The organism is Streptomyces sp. NPDC104831, from assembly GCF_055583025.1.
In genome coordinates this window covers 192,764-206,343 of sequence record NZ_JBVJOT010000002.1, presented here as the reverse complement: position 1 = coordinate 206,343, position 13,580 = coordinate 192,764, and the positions used below count along the sequence as shown (strand labels likewise).

Genomic DNA, 13,580 nt, shown 5'->3' with positions numbered 1-13,580 from the left:
CCAGAACCGCACCACGCCAGGGAGCGCACCGTGACGCCGTCGCACACCCTCACCGGAGAGGAACCGGAACACCTCACCCAGGCAGCGCGCCGCCGGGTCCACGTCGACCCGCTCGCCGCGCTGCGCGCCCCCGGCGACCCGCCCTGGGACGTCTACCTCACCGGCACGGTCTTCCTCGACATCATCTTCACCGGCCTGGACTCGGCGCCGGTGCGCGGCACCGAGTCCTGGGCCCGGGGCATGGGCTCCAGCCCCGGCGGGGTCGCCAACATGGCCGCCGCCCTGGCCCGGCTCGGCCTGCGCACCGCGCTCGCCGCCGCGTTCGGCGACGACCACTACGGCGAGTACTGCTGGGACGCCCTGGAACAGGGCGAGGGCATCGACCTCTCGGCCTCCCGGACCGTCCCCGGCTGGCACTCCCCGGTGACCGTCTCCATGGCCTACGAGGGCGAGCGGACCATGGTCTCGCACGGGCACGAGCCGCCGCCCGAGGCCGTTTTCGGCCAGGACGGGCTCCCCGCCCGGCCGCCCCGCGCCCGGGCCGCCGTCGCCTCCCTCACCCCGGGCCGCGGCGCCCCGTGGATCGCCGAGGCCGCCCGCGCGGGCACCCGGATCTTCGCCGACGTCGGCTGGGACGAGACGGGCGCGTGGGACCTGTCCGGCCTGCCCGACCTCGAGCACTGCGAGGCCTTCCTGCCCAACGCCGAGGAGGCCCGGCGCTACACCGGCGCCGACTGCCCCCGGGCCGCCGCGCACGCGCTCACCGCGTACGTGCCGGTGGCCGTGGTGACCCTCGGCGAGGAGGGCGCCTACGCGGTGGACCGGCGCACCGGGGAGGCCGCCGAGGTCCCCGCGATCGCCGTGGAGGCGCTGGACCCGACCGGGGCCGGGGACGTGTTCGTCGCCGGGTTCGTGACCGGCTCCCTGGCCGGCTGGCCGCTGGCCGACCGGCTGGCCTTCGCCGGGCTCACGGCCGCGCTGTCGGTGCAGGAGTTCGGCGGCTCGCTGTCCGCGCCCGGCTGGTCGGAGATCGGGGCGTGGTGGCGCAAGGTGCAGTCCCTGCCCGGACAGGATCCGATGGCGCTCGCCCGGTACGCCTTCCTGGAGGACCTCGTCCCCCGGCGGCTGGACCGGCCCTGGCCGCTGCGCCGGGCCGTGCCGACCATCGGGTTCGGCCGCTCGGCCTGAGGACGGCGCCGGGGCGGCGGGGGCGGCCGGGCCACTGCGGGGCGGGCCGCAAAAACGGTCGTAGGAAAAGCCCTACGGCGATGTCAGTCCCCCGTCGTACCCTGGACAGTGCGAGGCCGCCCTCAGCCGCGGCCGTGACGAGGAGGAAGCGCAGGCCTTCAGCGCCGGCCCATGACAGAGACACCCACAGCTCACACCCCCGCGCAGGAGCAGGCGAGAGCACAGCTCACCGTCCCCGCCCAGCACCCCATGGTGACCGTACTGGGTTCCGGCGACTCCCTCCTGCGCGTGATCGAGAGGGCCTTCCCGGCGGCCGACATCCACGTCCGGGGCAATGAGATCAGCGCGGTCGGCGACCCCGTCGACGTCGCCCTGATCTCCCGCGTGTTCGACGAGATGATGCTGGTGCTCCGCACCGGGCAGCCGATGACGGAGGACGCAGTGGAACGCTCGATCGCCATGCTCAAGGCGAGCGACGACGGCACGAGCGACGGGCCCGAGACCCCGGCGCAGGTGCTCACGCAGAACATCCTGTCCTCGCGTGGCCGCACCATCCGCCCCAAGACCCTCAACCAGAAGCGGTACGTCGACGCGATCGACAAGCACACGATCGTCTTCGGCATCGGCCCCGCCGGCACCGGCAAGACCTACCTGGCCATGGCCAAGGCCGTGCAGGCCCTGCAGTCCAAGCAGGTCAACCGGATCATCCTGACCCGGCCGGCCGTGGAGGCGGGCGAGCGCCTCGGCTTCCTGCCCGGCACGCTCTACGAGAAGATCGACCCCTATCTGCGCCCGCTGTACGACGCGCTGCACGACATGATCGACCCGGACTCCATCCCCCGGCTGATGGCCGCCGGGACGATCGAGGTCGCGCCGCTCGCGTACATGCGCGGCCGCACGCTCAATGACGCCTTCATCATCCTGGACGAGGCCCAGAACACGAGCCCCGAGCAGATGAAGATGTTCCTCACCCGCCTCGGCTTCGACTCGAAGATCGTGATCACGGGTGACGTGACGCAGGTCGACCTGCCCGGCGGGCAGAAGTCCGGTCTGCGGCAGGTGCAGGAGATCCTGGAAGGCGTCGAGGACGTCCACTTCTCCCGGCTGTCGTCCCACGATGTCGTACGGCACAAGCTGGTGGGCCGTATCGTCGACGCGTACGAGCAGTACGACAGCAAGCACGGCACCGAGAACGGCGGCTCCCCCAAGGGCGGCCGCGGCAGGACCGGCGCCAAGGGCTCCCAGGGGAAGTAGACCAGCACGACCATGTCGATCGACGTCAACAACGAGTCCGGCACCGAGGTAGACGAGCAGGCGATCCTGGACATCGCCCGCTACGCGCTCGCGCGGATGCGCATCCACCCGCTCTCCGAGCTCTCGGTGATCGTCGTGGACGCCGACGCCATGGAGCAGCTGCACATCCAGTGGATGGACCTGCCGGGCCCCACCGATGTCATGTCGTTCCCGATGGACGAGCTGCGGCCGCCGTCCAAGGACGACGACGAGCCGCCGCAGGGGCTGCTCGGGGACATCGTGCTGTGCCCGGAGGTCGCCGCCAGGCAGGGCGCCGAGGCGCCCACGCGGCACTCCATGGACGAGGAGCTCCAGCTGCTCACCGTCCACGGCGTGCTGCACCTGCTCGGTTACGACCACGAGGAGCCCGACGAGAAGGCGGAGATGTTCGGGCTCCAGGCCGCCATCGTGGACGGCTGGCGGGCCGAGCGCGGCCTGACCGGCCCGTCCCCGGCACCGACCGTCTCGTAAGCGGGCCGCATGTCCGCTCAGCTCGTGCTCGGCGCGATCGCGCTGACCGTCGTGGCCTGGCTCGCCGCCTGCGCGGAGGCGGGCCTCGCCCGCGTCTCCAGCTTCCGCGCCGAGGAGGCCGTGAAGTCCGGCCGGCGGGGCAGTGCCCGGCTGGCGCAGATCGCCGCCGACCCCACCCGCTACCTGAACGTGGCCCTGCTGGTCCGCGTGGCCTGCGAGATGGCCGCCGCGGCCCTGGTCACCTACGCCTGCCTCCAGGAGTTCTCCGCCACCTGGGAGGCCCTGCTGGTCGCCATCGGCGTGATGGTCCTGGTGTCGTACGTCGCCGTCGGCGTCTCGCCGCGCACCATCGGCCGCCAGCACCCGCTGCACACCGCGACCGCGGCGGCCTACGTCCTGCTGCCGCTGGCCCGGATCATGGGCCCGGTGCCCTCCCTGCTGATCCTCATCGGCAACGCCCTCACGCCCGGCAAGGGCTTCCGGCACGGCCCCTTCGCCTCCGAGGCGGAGCTGCGCGCGCTGGTCGACCTCGCCGAGAAGGAGTCGCTGATCGAGGACGAGGAGCGCCGGATGGTGCACTCGGTCTTCGAACTGGGCGACACCCTGGTGCGCGAGGTCATGGTCCCGCGCACCGACCTGGTCACCATCGAGCGCTTCAAGACCATCCGCCAGGCCCTCACCCTGGCCCTGAGGTCGGGTTTCTCGCGGATACCGGTCACCGGTGAGAGCGAGGACGACGTCATCGGGATCGTGTATCTGAAGGACCTGGTCCGCAAGACGCACATCAGCCGGGAGGCGGAGGGCGACCTGGTGTCCACGGCGATGCGCCCGGCCGTGTTCGTGCCCGACACCAAGAACGCCGGGGACCTGCTGCGCGAGATGCAGAAGGAACGCAACCACGTCGCCGTCGTCATCGACGAGTACGGCGGCACCGCCGGCATCGTCACCATCGAGGACATCCTGGAGGAGATCGTCGGCGAGATCACCGACGAGTACGACCGGGAGCTGCCGCCCGTGGAGGACCTCGGCGACGACCGGTTCCGGGTCACCGCCCGCCTGGACATCACCGACCTCGGCGAGCTGTACGGCCTGGAGGAGTACGACGACGAGGACGTGGAGACCGTCGGCGGGCTGCTCGCCAAGGCGCTCGGCCGGGTGCCCATCGCCGGTGCGTCCGCGGAGGTGGCCCTGCCCGACGAGCGCGTGCTGCGGCTGACCGCGGAGGCCGCGGCGGGGCGCCGGAACAAGATCGTCACGGTGCTGGTGGAGCCGGTCCCGGTGCCGGCCGCCGAGGAGGAGAAGGCCGAGTGACGCCCCGGGAACTGCGCGCCCTCTGCCTCTCCTGCAACGCGGCGGTGGAGGACTTCCCGTTCGGCCCGGAGATCTCGGTGTTCAAGGTGCTGGGCAAGATGTTCGCCCTGACGACCCTGGACGCGCGGCCCCTGACGGTCAACCTCAAGTGCGAGCCGGAGGACGCGGTCCGGCTGCGCGCCGAGCACGAGGGGCTGATCGTCCCCGGCTGGCACATGAACAAGCGGCACTGGAACACGGTGACGGCCGACGGCGCGCTCCCGGACCGGCTGGTCCGCGAACTGGTCGAGGACTCCTACGACCTGGTCGTGGCGGGGCTGCCGAGGGCGGAGCGGCTGCGGCTCGACCGGCCCTGACGGCACCCGTGCCGGGGCGGACCCGCGGCGCCTTCGTATGCTCGGGGCATGACCGAGAGCACCGGGCTTGACCCCGAGGACCGCAAGATCGTCACCCTGGCCCGTTCCGCGCGGGCCCGCAACGTCGTGCCCGAGGGAGCGGCCGTACGGGACGAGACCGGGCGCACCTATGTCGCCGGGACGGTGGAGCTGCCCTCGCTGAAGCTGAGCGCGCTGCGGACGGCCGTCGCGATGGCCGCGGCCTCGGGGGCGCGGTCCCTGGAGGCGGCGGCCGTGGTGAGCGACGCGGAGTCGGTGCCGCCCGAGGACCTCTCCGCCGTCGCCGACCTCGGCGGCTCCGGAACCCCGGTCCTGCTCGCGTCCCCCGACGGCACGGTCCGCGTCACGATCCCCGCGACCTGACCCGCCCCGGGCCGGGCCCCGTGCTCTGCCCGGGCGGGAGCGTACGAGGGACCCGGGCCGGTCCGGGTCCCGCGCTGACCGGCCGCGGCCGCCGCCGGTCAGAGCGCGTCGGGCCCGCGCTCGCCGGTCCGCACCCGGACGACCGTCTCGACGGGAACGGCCCAGACCTTTCCGTCGCCGATCTTCCCGGTCCGCGCGGCCCTGACCACCGCGTCGATCACGTCCTCGGCGACCGCGTCCTCCACGACCACCTCGATCCGCGCCTTCGGCACCAGGTCCACCCGGTACTCGGCCCCCCGGTACACCTCGGTGTGGCCGCGCTGCCGGCCGAAGCCGCTGGCCTCGGTCACGGTCAGCCCGTGCACCCCCAGCTCCCGCAGGGCGGCCTTGACCTCGTCCAGTCGGTACGGCTTGACGATCGCGGTGATGAGCTTCATGCCTGGGTCTTGACCTTCTGGGCGGAGGGCACGGAGTGGGAGACCGGGGCACCGTGGCCCAGGACGCCGTGATCGTATGCGGTCTCGGCGTGCACCGTAAGGTCCAGCCCGGTGTACTCCTGCTCCTCGCCGGCCCGGAAGCCCAGCACCTTGTCGAGCAGCCTGCCCAGCCCGTACGTCACCGAGAACGCGTACGCCCCCACGGCCGCCACCGCCAGCGACTGCCGTCCCAGCGGGGCGAGTCCGCCGCCGTGGAACAGGCCCTCCGCGCCGCCGGTCATCGCCTTCTCGGCGAACAGGCCGATCATCAGGGTGCCGATGATCCCGCCGACCAGGTGGACGCCGACGACGTCCAGGGAGTCGTCGTAGCCCAGCTTGAACTTCCAGCCCACCGCGTAGGAGCAGACGACACCGGCGGCCAGGCCCACGACCAGCGCGCCGAGCAGGGAGACCGTGCCGCAGGACGGGGTGATCGCGACCAGGCCGGCCACCGCGCCGGAGGCGGCGCCCAGGGTGGTCGGGTGGCCGTCGCGCCGCTGCTCGACGAAGAGCCAGCCGAGCAGGCCGGTGCAGCCGGCGGCGAGCGTGTTGAGGAACGCGGCGGCGGCGAGGCCGTTCGCGCCGAGCGCGGAACCGGCGTTGAAGCCGAACCAGCCGAACCACAGCAGACCGGCGCCCAGGACGACCATGGGCAGGTTGTGCGGCCGCATGGCTTCCTTCCGGAAGCCCAGCCGGGGCCCGAGGACCAGGCACAGGGCGAGACCGGAGGCACCGGAGGTGATCTCCACGGGCAGCCCCCCGGCGAAGTCGAGGGCGCCCAGCCGGTGCGCGATCCAGCCGCCCGGGCCCCACACCCAGTGGGTGACCGGAACGTATACCAGCAGCGTCCACACCGGGACGAAGGCCAGCCACGCCGAGAATTTCGTGCGGTCCGCGACCGCGCCGCTGATCAGCGCGGCCGTGATGATCGCGAAGGTGAGCTGGAAGGTGGCGAACAGCACGGTGGGGACCGTGCCGTGGACGCTGTCCGGGCCGAGGCCGCGCATCCCGGCGTGCGCCAGGCCGCCGAGCAGCCCGCCGCCGAGGTCGTCGCCGAAGGCGAGGGAGTAGCCGGCCGCGAGCCAGACCACCGTGACCAGGGCGATCGACACGAAGCTCATCATCAGCATGTTGAGGACGCTCTTCGTGCGGACCATGCCGCCGTAGAACAGGGCCAGGCCCGGGGTCATCAGCAGGACGAGGGCGGTCGCGGCGAGCAGCCAGGCGGTGTCGCCGGTGTCGACGTGAGCTGCGGCGAGGGTCACGGACGTCTCCAACGGGTGGGGGCTGCGTCAGAGGGTCACCGGTATGCGTTTCCGGTCGCGTACGGGTGTGTTTCCGTCACGTTTCGTTGCCGGTGGGTTTCCGGAGGCTCGCCCGTGGGGACGGTCGGCGGCGGTGGTGCGGCGCGGCTCCGTGGATCAGGGACAATGGGCGGCATGAGCGTTCGTACCGAGACTTCCGAGCAGCCGGCCGAGACCGTCCACCGCGCCGGCTTCGCCTGCTTCGTGGGCCGCCCCAACGCGGGCAAGTCCACCCTGACGAACGCTCTGGTCGGGCAGAAGGTGGCGATCACCTCCAACCGCCCGCAGACGACCCGGCACACGGTCCGGGGCATCGTGCACCGGCCGGACGCGCAGCTGATCCTCGTCGACACCCCCGGGCTGCACAAGCCGCGCACGCTGCTCGGCGAGCGGCTGAACGACGTGGTCCGCACGACCTGGGCCGAGGTCGACGTGATCGGCTTCTGCCTGCCGGCGGACCAGAAGCTCGGCCCCGGTGACCGGTTCATCGCGAAGGAACTGGCCGGCATCAAGAAGACGCCGAAGGTCGCGATCGTCACCAAGACCGACCTGGTCGACCCCAAGACCCTCGCCGAGCAGCTGATCGCCGTCGACCAGCTCGGCAAGGAGCTGGGCATCGAGTGGGCGCAGATCGTGCCGGTGTCGGCGGTCGGCGACAAGCAGGTGGACCTGCTGGCCGACCTGCTGATCCCGCTGCTGCCCGAGGGGCCGGCGCTCTACCCCGAGGGCGATCTGACGGACGAGCCCGAGCAGGTGATGGTCGCCGAGCTGATCCGGGAGGCCGCCCTGGAGGGCGTGCGGGACGAGCTGCCGCACTCCATCGCGGTGGTCGTGGAGGAGATGCTCCCGCGGGAGGACCGCCCCGCGGACCGGCCGCTGCTGGACATCCACGCCAACGTCTACATCGAGCGGCCCAGCCAGAAGGGCATCATCATCGGGCCCAAGGGCAAGCGGCTGAAGGAGGTCGGCATCAAGTCCCGCAAGCACATCGAGGCGCTGCTGGGCACGCCGGTCTTCCTGGACCTGCACGTCAAGGTGGCCAAGGACTGGCAGCGCGACCCCAGGCAGCTGCGCAAGCTGGGCTTCTGACCCTCACCCGTGCTGCGCCCGCAGCACCTTTCGGTACCAGTGGTACGACGCCTTCGGCGTGCGCGTGAGCGTCGTGTAGTCGACGTGCACCAGGCCGAAGCGGCGGGTGTAGCCCTCGGCCCACTCGAAGTTGTCCATGAGGGACCAGACGAAGTAGCCGCGGACGTCGACGCCGGCCGTCAGCGCGGTGTGGACGGCGCGTATGTGGGCGTCCAGGAAGGCGATGCGGTCCTGGTCGTCGACGCCCTCGTAGGAGCAGCCGTTCTCGGTGATGACGACGGGCGGGAGCCGGTCGCCGTAGCGGTCGTGGAAGCCGGTGAGGAGTTCGGTCAGCCCCTCGGGGACCACCGGCCAGCCGAAGTCGGTCACCGGGCGCCCCTCGATCTCGCGTACCGAGAAGGGCAGTTCGGCGGGGAGTTCCAGCCCCCCGTAGGTGCCGTTGCCGCTCTCCGGGGCGCCCACCAGGGACGGGGCGTAGTAGTTGACGCCGTACCAGTCGACGGGCTCGGCGATGACCGCCAGGTCCTCCGCCGCGCCGTCGGGCATCAGCCCGGCCATGCCCTCCGGGTACGCGCCGAGGAGCACCGGCTCGGCGAACAGCCGGTTCAGCAGCGTGTCGTAGAGGTCCGCCGCCGCCACGTCCGCCGGATCCGGTGAGGCGGGCCGGACCGGGCCGTGGGAGTTGGCGATGCCGATGTCCGCCGCCCCGGCCGCGCGCAGCGCCCGCACCGCGAGACCGTGGGCGAGGAGCTGGTGGTGGGCGGCGGGGAGGGCGTCGAAGAGCAGCCGCCGGCCGGGGGCGTGGGTGCCGATCGCGTGGCCCAGCAGGGTGTGTTCCGCCGGCTCGTTGAGGGTGATCCACTTGTGCACCCGGTCGCCGAGGCGGTCCGCCACCAGCGCGGCGTAGTCGGCGAACCTGGGCGCCGTGTCCCGGTCCAGCCAGTCGAGCGCGGCGGGCAGGTCCCAGTGGAAGAGGGTGGGCACGGGCCGTACGCCCGCGGCGCACAGCTCGTCCACCAGGCGGTCGTAGAAGTCCAGGCCGCCGGGGGAGTTCACCCGCGGCCAGGAGACGGAGAAGCGGTACGCGTCCACGCCGAGGCCGGCGAGCAGGGCCACGTCCTCGGGATAGCGGTGGTAGTGGTCGCAGGCCACCGCCGCCGTCGAACCGTCCCTCACCCGCCCCGGCCCGGCCGTGAACACGTCCCACACGGACGGCTCCCGCTGCTCGGCCGCGCCCTCGATCTGGTGGGCCGAGGTCGACACGCCCCAGAGGAAGCCGGCCGGGAACCGGGGGAGCTCGGTGCCTGCGTCAGTCGCCATGGGCGGATCATCCGCAGGCCCGGTGACGGAAGTCAACGCCCCGTCACGCGCCCTCCTTCAGCACCCGTGTCACCAACTCCCTCTCGTCGCAGGTCAGTTCGGGATCGGCCGTGTACACCGTGCGGCCGTCGACCGTGATCTCGTAGCTGAAGCCGTCCGGGACGCCCACCGGAGGCGCGGCCCGGCCGGACGCGAGGACGCGCCCGGCCAGGGACTGCCACTCCCCGGCATCGGGCCGGTCCGAGGTGTCCACCTCGGCCCCGCGCTCGATGCCCGCGAAACCGCCCGTACGCCGTACTCGAATCTGCATGGTCCGTGTCTAGTACGGAACTAGAGCGTGCGCACCCCCACCTGTTCCCATGCCTTCTGCACGGCCCGCAGTTCGTCCCCGGCGCCGTACCGTTCCCGGGTCGCCTTCACCGTCAGCGTGGCGAAGTCGGTGAACAGGGCGTCCTCCTTCAGGTCGCCGCCGGTCAGCACGTCGTACCAGATCTGCCCGGCCTTCTCCCAGGCGTAGCCGCCGAGGGCGGTGGCGGCCAGGTAGAAGGCGTGGTTGGGGATGCCGGAGTTGATGTGCACGCCGCCGTTGTCGCGGCCGGTGCGGACGTAGTCCTCCATCCGCGCCGGCTGCGGGTCCTTGCCGAGGACGTCGTCGTCGTACGCCGTGCCCGGGGCCTTCATGGAGCGCAGGGCCACCCCGGTGACGCGCGGGGCGAGCAGCCCGGCGCCGATCAGCCAGTCGGCCTCGGCGGCGGTCTGGCCGAGGGTGTACTGCTTGATCAGCGAGCCGAAGACGTCGGAGAGCGATTCGTTGAGCGCGCCGGACTGGCCGTGGTAGTCCAGGTTGGCGGTGTGCTGGGTGACGCCGTGGGTCAGCTCGTGGCCGATGACGTCGACCGGGATGGTGAAGTCGAGGAAGACCTCGTTGTCCCCGTCGCCGAAGACCATCTGCTCGCCGTTCCAGAAGGCGTTGTCGTAGCCCTCGCCGAAGTGCACGGTGGCGTCCAGCGGCAGGCCGTTGCCGTCGATGGAGTGCCGGCCGTACGCCTTCAGGTACAGGTCGAAGGTGGCGCCGAGGCCCGCGTACGCCCGGTTGACGGAGGCGTCGGGGCCGGGGTCGGAGCCCTCCTCGCGGACCTTGGTGCCGGGCAGGTCCTGGGTGTGCTCGGCGTCGTAGACGGTGCGGTGCGGCTGGTCGGCGGCGGCGCCCTGCGGCGCGGCGACGGTGCTCGCGCCGATCACCGTGGTCAGGCGCCGCTTGGTGCGCTGGTAGGCGTCGTGCTCCAGCGACCGGCGGGCCGGGCCGGAGAGCGCGGGGTCGTCGTTGCGGGCGAGTTTGTCGAGGACGTGGGGCGGCACGATCGTGCAGAAGACGGGCTCGAAGCCCCCGTGGGTCGTCATATCCGGAACCATCGCATTGTGTGACTCCACTGTCACTACCTGCCACCATGATTGGTGAAATACCAGGACAACGAGCGCCACGCTCCGTGACAGTGTGGTAGGGCGATGTGATGCCGTGCACTTTTTGTCCGGTTCCGCCGTGTGGTCCCGCATACTGGGACAGGCCCGCGCGTCCGGAACGGCTCGGCTAGGCTGCGGAGCATCATGCGTTCCTGGCTGCTTCTTCTTAGCTGCCGCGGCGAGGGTCTGTAGTCGAGGCCGACTCCCTCCCCGCGGAGCTCTGGCGTTGCGTCGTCGGCCGTCCACTCGGATATCCGGGACACCCTGAGGAGCCCACGCGTCATGGCCAACCGCCAGCAGCCCAGCCCCATGCCGATCCACAAGTACGGTCGCTACGAGCAGGTCGACATCCCGGACCGCACCTGGCCCGGCAAGCGCGTCACCGCCGCCCCCCGCTGGCTCTCCACCGACCTGCGCGACGGCAACCAGGCCCTGATCGACCCGATGTCGCCCGAGCGCAAGCGCCGGATGTTCGACCAGCTGGTGAAGATGGGCTACAAGGAGATCGAGGTCGGCTTCCCCGCCTCCGGCCAGACCGACTTCGACTTCGTGCGCTCGATCATCGAGGAAGAGGGCGCGATCCCGGACGACGTCACCATCTCGGTGCTGACCCAGGCCCGCGAGGACCTGATCGAGCGGACGGTGGAGTCCCTGAAGGGCGCCCGCCGCGCCACCGTCCACCTGTACAACGCCACCGCGCCGGTCTTCCGCCGGGTCGTCTTCCGCGGCTCCAAGGACGACATCCGGCAGATCGCCGTGGACGGCACCCGCCTGGTGATGGAGTACGCCGACAAACTGCTCGGCCCCGAGACCGAGTTCGGCTACCAGTACAGCCCGGAGATCTTCACCGATACCGAGCTGGACTTCGCCCTGGAGGTCTGCGAGGCGGTCATGGACGTCTGGCAGCCCGGCCCGGGCCGCGAGATCATCCTGAACCTGCCCGCCACCGTGGAGCGTTCCACCCCCTCCACGCACGCGGACCGCTTCGAGTGGATGCACCGCAACCTCTCCCGCCGCGAGTACGTCTGCCTGTCCGTCCACCCGCACAACGACCGCGGCACCGCCGTGGCCGCCGCCGAACTGGCCCTGATGGCCGGCGCCGACCGCGTCGAGGGCTGCCTGTTCGGGCAGGGCGAGCGCACCGGCAACGTCGACCTGGTCACCCTGGGCATGAACCTGTTCTCCCAGGGCGTCGACCCGCAGATCGACTTCTCCGACATCGACGAGATCCGCCGTACGTGGGAGTACTGCAACCAGATGGAGGTCCACCCGCGCCACCCGTACGTGGGCGACCTGGTCTACACGTCCTTCTCCGGCTCCCACCAGGACGCCATCAAGAAGGGCTTCGACGCCATGGAGGCCGACGCGCGGGCCAGGGGCGTCACGGTCGACGACATCGAGTGGGCGGTGCCGTACCTGCCCATCGACCCCAAGGACGTCGGCCGCTCCTACGAGGCCGTCATCCGCGTCAACTCCCAGTCCGGCAAGGGCGGCATCGCCTACGTCCTGAAGAACGACCACAAGCTGGACCTGCCGCGCCGGATGCAGATCGAGTTCTCCAGGATCATCCAGGCGAAGACCGACGCCGAGGGCGGCGAGATCACCCCGAAGGACATCTGGTCCGTCTTCCAGGACGAGTACCTGCCCAACCCGGACAACCCCTGGGGCCGCATCCAGGTCAGGACCGGCCAGTCCACCACGGACACCGACGGCGTGGACACCCTCACCGTCGAGGCCACCGTCGACGGCCGGGACACCGTCCTGACCGGCTCCGGCAACGGTCCGATCTCGGCCTTCTTCGACGCCCTGCACGCCCTGGGCGTCGACGTACGCCTGCTGGACTACCAGGAGCACACGATGAGCGAGGGCGCCTCCGCGCAGGCCGCCTCGTACATCGAGTGCGCGATCGACGGCAAGGTCCTGTGGGGGATCGGCATCGACGCGAACACCACCCGCGCCTCGCTGAAGGCGGTCGTCTCCGCCGTCAACCGCGCCACCCGCTGACGGGTCCCCGCCCGCCGCACGGCGGCGGGCGGGGTGCCGGTTTCGGCCATCGCGCCCCCCAGGTCACGGAAAGGTCTCGTACGGGGTACTGACTCCGCCTCCCGGATGTGGCTAACATCACGCCAGCGCGGCGATGTTGCCGCGCCGTTACGGAGGTGCGACGTGCTGCCAGTACGGGGACGAGACGGCCGTGCCACCGGGGCCCTGCGCATCATGGGCACCCGCACCGCGTGGACGCCCGTCGGCGACGGAGAGTTCTTCTGTCCCGGCTGCGGCGGCGACCGCAACTACCAGCGGCTCACCGGCCGCCGCCGGCTCACCCTGTTCGGCGTGCCCCTGCTGCCGCGCGGCGAGACCGGACCGGTGGTGGAGTGCGCCGCCTGCCGGCACCACTTCGGCACCGACGTCCTGGGCCACCCCACCACCCGCCGCTTCTCCGCGATGCTCCGCGACGCCGTGCACACGGTCGCCCTCGCGGTCCTCGCCGCGGGCGGCACCTCCTCCCGCACGGTCCTGGAGACGGCCGCCGTCACCGTGCGCGCGGCCGGCTTCGCCGACTGCACCGAGGAGCAGCTCGCCGCCCTGGTCGACGCCCTCGCCGCCGACACCGGCCGGTACTTCGAGCAGCCGTGCGGAGCCGGGCTGACCATAGAGCTGCACGAGGCCCTGGACCCGCTCGCCGCGCACCTCGCCCCGGCCGGCCGCGAGGCCCTGCTGCTCCAGGGCGCCCGCATCGCCCTCGCCGACGGCCCCTACACCCCCGCCGAACGCGACGCCCTCGCCACCGTCGGCGCGGCCCTCACCCTCCGCGCCGACGACGTGGACCGGCTGCTGGCCGCCGCCCGCACGCCCTCCTGATCACTCCGGTGGAGTAAGAGCGCCGCCGCCGTGGCGGGCAGCATCAG

The 13,580-nt window shown here is 71.9% G+C and carries 14 protein-coding genes; 9 read left to right on the top strand and 5 right to left on the bottom strand.

Annotated elements, in window-relative coordinates; all coding sequences use genetic code 11:
- Positions 1-30 precede the first annotated feature (30 nt).
- The 6 genes from ACZ63H_RS02300 (at position 31) to ACZ63H_RS02275 (ending at position 5,021) form a co-directional block, all read left to right on the top strand.
- Positions 31-1,188: a carbohydrate kinase family protein gene (locus tag ACZ63H_RS02300; protein WP_469861293.1), complete on the top strand. Its 1,158-nt coding sequence runs from the start codon at positions 31-33 to the stop codon at positions 1,186-1,188.
- A 171-nt stretch (positions 1,189-1,359) separates the two neighbouring features.
- Entirely contained in the window at positions 1,360-2,442 is a 1,083-nt protein-coding gene (locus ACZ63H_RS02295; RefSeq protein ID WP_469861291.1) for a PhoH family protein, read from the top strand.
- Positions 2,443-2,454: 12 nt separating this feature from the next.
- A complete protein-coding gene (gene ybeY, locus ACZ63H_RS02290) occupies positions 2,455-2,952 on the top strand; it encodes an rRNA maturation RNase YbeY (RefSeq protein WP_030777220.1) in 498 nt (165 codons plus the stop codon).
- A 9-nt stretch (positions 2,953-2,961) separates the two neighbouring features.
- Positions 2,962-4,263, top strand: a complete 1,302-nt coding sequence (locus ACZ63H_RS02285; RefSeq protein WP_469861289.1) for a hemolysin family protein — start codon at positions 2,962-2,964, stop codon at positions 4,261-4,263.
- A complete protein-coding gene (locus tag ACZ63H_RS02280) occupies positions 4,260-4,619 on the top strand; it encodes an MmcQ/YjbR family DNA-binding protein (RefSeq protein WP_469861287.1) in 360 nt (119 codons plus the stop codon). The genes ACZ63H_RS02285 and ACZ63H_RS02280 overlap by 4 nt, the downstream gene beginning before the upstream one ends.
- Before the next feature lie 48 nt (positions 4,620-4,667).
- Positions 4,668-5,021, top strand: coding sequence for a cytidine deaminase (locus ACZ63H_RS02275; RefSeq protein WP_467941192.1), 354 nt, complete (start codon positions 4,668-4,670; stop codon positions 5,019-5,021).
- 98 nt (positions 5,022-5,119) lie between these two features.
- Here ACZ63H_RS02275 and ACZ63H_RS02270 read toward each other — a convergent pair whose 3' ends face one another.
- Entirely contained in the window at positions 5,120-5,458 is a 339-nt protein-coding gene (locus tag ACZ63H_RS02270) for a P-II family nitrogen regulator (protein WP_467941190.1), read from the bottom strand.
- Positions 5,455-6,762 carry an ammonium transporter gene (locus ACZ63H_RS02265; protein WP_469861285.1) on the bottom strand — a complete coding sequence of 436 codons (1,308 nt, stop codon included), beginning with the start codon at positions 6,760-6,762 and terminating at the stop codon, positions 5,455-5,457. The genes ACZ63H_RS02270 and ACZ63H_RS02265 overlap by 4 nt, the downstream gene beginning before the upstream one ends.
- A 174-nt stretch (positions 6,763-6,936) precedes the next feature.
- Here ACZ63H_RS02265 and era point away from each other — a divergent pair, with 174 nt between their 5' ends.
- Entirely contained in the window at positions 6,937-7,890 is a 954-nt protein-coding gene (gene era, locus ACZ63H_RS02260) for a GTPase Era (protein ID WP_469861283.1), read from the top strand.
- A 3-nt stretch (positions 7,891-7,893) separates the two neighbouring features.
- On the opposite strand, the gene ACZ63H_RS02255 is transcribed toward era, so the two are convergent.
- The 3 genes from ACZ63H_RS02255 to ACZ63H_RS02245 are packed head-to-tail and all read right to left on the bottom strand — an operon-like array spanning position 7,894 to position 10,611.
- A complete protein-coding gene (locus ACZ63H_RS02255) occupies positions 7,894-9,210 on the bottom strand; it encodes a GH1 family beta-glucosidase (RefSeq protein ID WP_469861281.1) in 1,317 nt (438 codons plus the stop codon).
- 43 nt (positions 9,211-9,253) lie between these two features.
- Positions 9,254-9,520, bottom strand: coding sequence for a protealysin inhibitor emfourin (locus ACZ63H_RS02250; protein WP_469861279.1), 267 nt, complete (start codon positions 9,518-9,520; stop codon positions 9,254-9,256).
- A gap of 20 nt (positions 9,521-9,540) precedes the next feature.
- A complete protein-coding gene (locus tag ACZ63H_RS02245; protein ID WP_469861277.1) occupies positions 9,541-10,611 on the bottom strand; it encodes a M4 family metallopeptidase in 1,071 nt (356 codons plus the stop codon).
- Between the two features lie 342 nt (positions 10,612-10,953).
- Here ACZ63H_RS02245 and leuA point away from each other — a divergent pair, with 342 nt between their 5' ends.
- Positions 10,954-12,675, top strand: coding sequence for a 2-isopropylmalate synthase (gene leuA, locus ACZ63H_RS02240; protein ID WP_469861275.1), 1,722 nt, complete (start codon positions 10,954-10,956; stop codon positions 12,673-12,675).
- A 162-nt stretch (positions 12,676-12,837) separates the two neighbouring features.
- Positions 12,838-13,533: a TerB family tellurite resistance protein gene (locus ACZ63H_RS02235; protein WP_469861273.1), complete on the top strand. Its 696-nt coding sequence runs from the start codon at positions 12,838-12,840 to the stop codon at positions 13,531-13,533.
- Positions 13,534-13,580: the final 47 nt, after the last annotated feature.

What these genes read in the sequence shown, in the direction of transcription:
- ACZ63H_RS02270 (WP_467941190.1), bottom strand. Translation starts at nt 5,458, where the DNA reads ATGAAGCTCATCACCGCGATCGTCAAGCCGTACCGACTGGACGAGGTC.
- ybeY (WP_030777220.1), top strand. Translation starts at nt 2,455, where the DNA reads ATGTCGATCGACGTCAACAACGAGTCCGGCACCGAGGTAGACGAGCAG.
- leuA (WP_469861275.1), top strand. Translation starts at nt 10,954, where the DNA reads ATGGCCAACCGCCAGCAGCCCAGCCCCATGCCGATCCACAAGTACGGT.
- ACZ63H_RS02275 (WP_467941192.1), top strand. Translation starts at nt 4,668, where the DNA reads ATGACCGAGAGCACCGGGCTTGACCCCGAGGACCGCAAGATCGTCACC.
- ACZ63H_RS02295 (WP_469861291.1), top strand. Translation starts at nt 1,360, where the DNA reads ATGACAGAGACACCCACAGCTCACACCCCCGCGCAGGAGCAGGCGAGA.
- ACZ63H_RS02285 (WP_469861289.1), top strand. Translation starts at nt 2,962, where the DNA reads ATGTCCGCTCAGCTCGTGCTCGGCGCGATCGCGCTGACCGTCGTGGCC.
- ACZ63H_RS02255 (WP_469861281.1), bottom strand. Translation starts at nt 9,210, where the DNA reads ATGGCGACTGACGCAGGCACCGAGCTCCCCCGGTTCCCGGCCGGCTTC.
- ACZ63H_RS02245 (WP_469861277.1), bottom strand. Translation starts at nt 10,611, where the DNA reads ATGACGACCCACGGGGGCTTCGAGCCCGTCTTCTGCACGATCGTGCCG.
- era (WP_469861283.1), top strand. Translation starts at nt 6,937, where the DNA reads ATGAGCGTTCGTACCGAGACTTCCGAGCAGCCGGCCGAGACCGTCCAC.
- ACZ63H_RS02250 (WP_469861279.1), bottom strand. Translation starts at nt 9,520, where the DNA reads ATGCAGATTCGAGTACGGCGTACGGGCGGTTTCGCGGGCATCGAGCGC.